Here is a 3,259-nt window from a genome sequence, read left to right on the forward strand (position 1 = left end):
CGGTGACGCGGGCGGAGGATCTAGCAGCAGCGTTTACTGCTGCGAGCAGTGAGGCGGAGCGGAGCTTCGGGTCGGGTGAGGTTTACCTGGAGAAGCTGATCGAGCGGCCGAGGCACATCGAGATCCAGTTGGTGGCTGATGAGCATGGGAGCTGCCTGTATCTGGGCGAGCGGGAGTGCTCGGTGCAGCGAAGGCATCAGAAGGTGATCGAAGAGGCTCCCTCGGCGGTGGTGAGTGAGGATCTGCGGCGAAGGATGGGCGAGGCTGCAGTTCGGCTGGCGCTTTCGGCAGGATATGTGAATGCGGGGACGGTGGAGTTCCTGGTGGATGCCGAGGAGAACTTTTACTTTTTGGAGATGAATACGCGGCTGCAGGTGGAGCATCCTGTGACCGAGATGGTGACGGGGCTAGATCTGGTGCATTTGCAGCTGCTGGTGGCGGGGGGTGAGCCCTTGCCGTTGAAGCAGGACGAGGTGCGGCTACGGGGTCATGCGATCGAGTGCAGGATCTATGCGGAGGATCCGGAGAATCATTTTTTCCCGTCGCCGGGGTTGATTACGCGGTTGATTCAGCCGAGCGGGCCGGGGATTCGGGAGGACTGCGCGGTGTATGAGGGCTGGACGGTGCCGCTCGACTACGATCCGATGCTGTCGAAGCTGGTGGCGTTTGCGGAGACGCGGGAGCAGGCCATCGACCGGATGCTGCGGGCGCTGGAGGAGTACGTTATCGGCGGGATCAAGACCAATATCGGACTGTTTCGGCGCATTTTGATGGATGAAGACTTCCGTAAGGCGCGGATCGATACGGGATATCTGGAGAGGCTTCTGGCTGAGGGGGCTGCCCCGGTGCGGGAGGATGTTCCTGAAGATGTGGTGGCGCTGGCGGCGGCGCTGTTTACCGCTTCTGCGCGGCGGCAGACGACGGCTGTGGCCGCCGCTTCTGAGGAGAGCCGGTGGGCCGTTGCAGGGCGGCGGGAGGGGTTGCGGCTGTGACGGTCTGGCTTGAGGTCGAGGGAGAGAAGCGAAGGGTTGAGCTGCCGGCGGAGATCGGTGGGGCGATGGAGTGCTCTGTCGATGGACGGCCGGTTGCGGTAGATGTGAAGGTGCTGCAGGCCGGGGTGCTTTCCTTGTTGATCGATGGACGGCAGTACCGGTGCGTGCTGGATGGTGACGGGGTTGTAATTGGCGGGCAGCGGTTCGGATTTGAAGTTGCCGATCCGCGGTCGCTGCAGGGCCGGCACGGCGGGGGTGGAGGGACTGATGGGCCGAGGCCGGTGAAGGCTCCCATGCCTGGCCGCGTGGTGAGGGTGGTGGTTGCGGTGGGCGATGCGGTAGAAGAGGGGCAGGGGCTCATCGTGATCGAGGCGATGAAGATGCAGAATGAGTTGAAGTCGCCGAAGGCTGGACGTGTGGGCAAGATTGCGGTGAGTGTAGGCGATGCGGTGGGCTCAGGGGATGTTCTGATCGTGGTTGAGTAGCTGAAGTCTCTTTCCGATGCGTTGCTGGTGTGCCTTTCCTCTTCTTTGCCACCGTGGACCCCTCCCCTCCCCCACGCTGGGTATTTTGCGAGCAAAATCTTTAGAGTCATAAACTTGCGGAAGGTTAGTGTCTGCAAAATATTGATTCTATTATGGTTATGCGCAAAATACTTCGAATCAATCAGTTACAGCTAACTGAGGCTTCTTGCTATTCCCTAAATATTTATGCCTCTCTACCATTGTAGATATTGGACTATATCTGATGCGCCACACGAATCCACTGTATTGACGCGGTGTTTGTGGGTTTGGGGCTTGACAGGTTTGAATGTCGAGGTGAGACTGCAGCGGCAATTTCTCATTCATCGAAACGCCAATCGCTCAACACGAGCGCGTTTATGAGGACTTGGGTTTCCTCGATTAGCCGCTGACTTGACGTTCTTTTCCGGTTGGCGCTCCCGCCGGAGATCCGGACTTTCGATCATAAAACCAAGAGCCTGCGGTATGGGCTATTGTTTGGCCCGGATCTACCTTGGATTCACGGGTATCCTTCTGATGCCAAGGAACAAAGGGGATTTTACGAATATGAGAATGTTTATTGCTGCTCTCGCTTCATCGATGTTTGCCCTCGGCCCAGTAGCCCAGGCTGCACAAAAGCCGACCATCGTGCTCGTCCATGGTGCCTTCGAGGATTCGCAGGTTTGGGGCCATGTCACCGCGAAGCTGAAAGCTGATGGCTATAAGGTAGTGGTTGTCGATCTGCCAGGTCGCCCGAGTAACCCTATGCCGCCTGACAAGGTAAGCCTCGATTTATATCGGGACACCGTCATAAAGGCCCTTGACGCCACAAACGGCCCCGCAGTCGTTGTAGGCCACAGCTTTGGCGGCATTGTTATCTCTGCCGCGGCGGAACAAACACCGAAGAAGATTAAAACGTTGGTCTTCCTTGCCGCCTACTTGCCGCAAAACGACGATTCGCTGGTTTCCATGGCGCAGAAAGACGCCGATGCCAAGATTGGCCCGCATCTGCAAATCGAGAAGGAAAAGGGGATCGCCTCAATTGACTATGCATCTCGTGCAGACCTCTTTGCGAACGGCGCACCTGAGGCGCTCCGCCAGGCAATCCCGGATCTGATTCTCGATGAGCCTCTGGCGCCGCTCGCGACGCCTGTGAAGGTCACCGGTGCGAACTTTGGCAAGGTGGATAAGGTCTATATCCACACAGCCTATGACCAGGTCATTAGCCCCGCCTTTCAAGCACAGATGGTAGCCAACACACCGGTGCGTGCTGAGTTTACGCTCCAGACAGGCCATACAGCCTTCCTCACCGATCCAAATGGCTTGGCCGACGATATAGAGCGTTCCGCTCAACGATAAAGTGCAGCCGGTCCATTGCAAAGAGAAGAACTACAGCAGGCGACGCTATGAATGCGTCGCCTGCCGGTTTTTGAGCTCGCTTGGGGCATATCCGAAGTGGGCCTTGAAGGCACGGCTGAACGCCGCGTCCGAAGCGTAGCCGCTCCGATATGCCACTTCTGTTACATTCAGTCCGCTGCTACGAAGCTGGTCGGCGGCCAAGGTGAGTCGCCATCGTGACAGATAGCGCAGAGGAGACTCCCCGACAGTTCTTGTGAAGCGTTCCGCAAAGATGGACCGTGACATTCCTGCAATTTTGGCGAATGACTGAACCGTCCAATGCCGAAAGGGATCAGCGTGCATAGCACTCAGGACACGTCCAATGCGCTCATCACCCAAACCTCCGAGCCAGCCTATGCGATTTGCCTC

At 57.7% G+C, this 3,259-nt stretch carries 4 protein-coding genes; 3 read left to right on the forward strand and 1 reads right to left on the reverse strand.

Translation table 11 applies throughout. The features are described from left to right. The 3 genes from GSQ94_RS21280 to GSQ94_RS05100 all read left to right on the forward strand — a co-directional run. Positions 1 to 992, forward strand: a 992-nt coding sequence (locus tag GSQ94_RS21280; protein ID WP_254063660.1) for an acetyl-CoA carboxylase biotin carboxylase subunit, incomplete at its 5' end; no start/stop codon positions are given. Beyond that, on the forward strand, positions 953 to 1,477 hold the full coding sequence (locus GSQ94_RS05095) for a biotin/lipoyl-containing protein (protein WP_158942224.1): 525 nt from the start codon (positions 953 to 955) through the stop codon (positions 1,475 to 1,477). The genes GSQ94_RS21280 and GSQ94_RS05095, both read left to right, overlap by 40 nt. Positions 1,478 to 2,065: 588 nt before the next feature. Further along, a complete protein-coding gene (locus tag GSQ94_RS05100) occupies positions 2,066 to 2,851 on the forward strand; it encodes an alpha/beta fold hydrolase (RefSeq protein WP_216843014.1) in 786 nt (261 codons plus the stop codon). A gap of 45 nt (positions 2,852 to 2,896) precedes the next feature. On the opposite strand, the gene GSQ94_RS05105 is transcribed toward GSQ94_RS05100, so the two are convergent. Then, on the reverse strand, positions 2,897 to 3,259 hold a 363-nt coding region (locus tag GSQ94_RS05105), incomplete at its 5' end, for a helix-turn-helix transcriptional regulator (protein WP_158942225.1).

The sequence above is a fragment of the Granulicella sp. S190 genome (assembly GCF_009766095.1).
Classification (GTDB): domain Bacteria; phylum Acidobacteriota; class Terriglobia; order Terriglobales; family Acidobacteriaceae; genus Edaphobacter.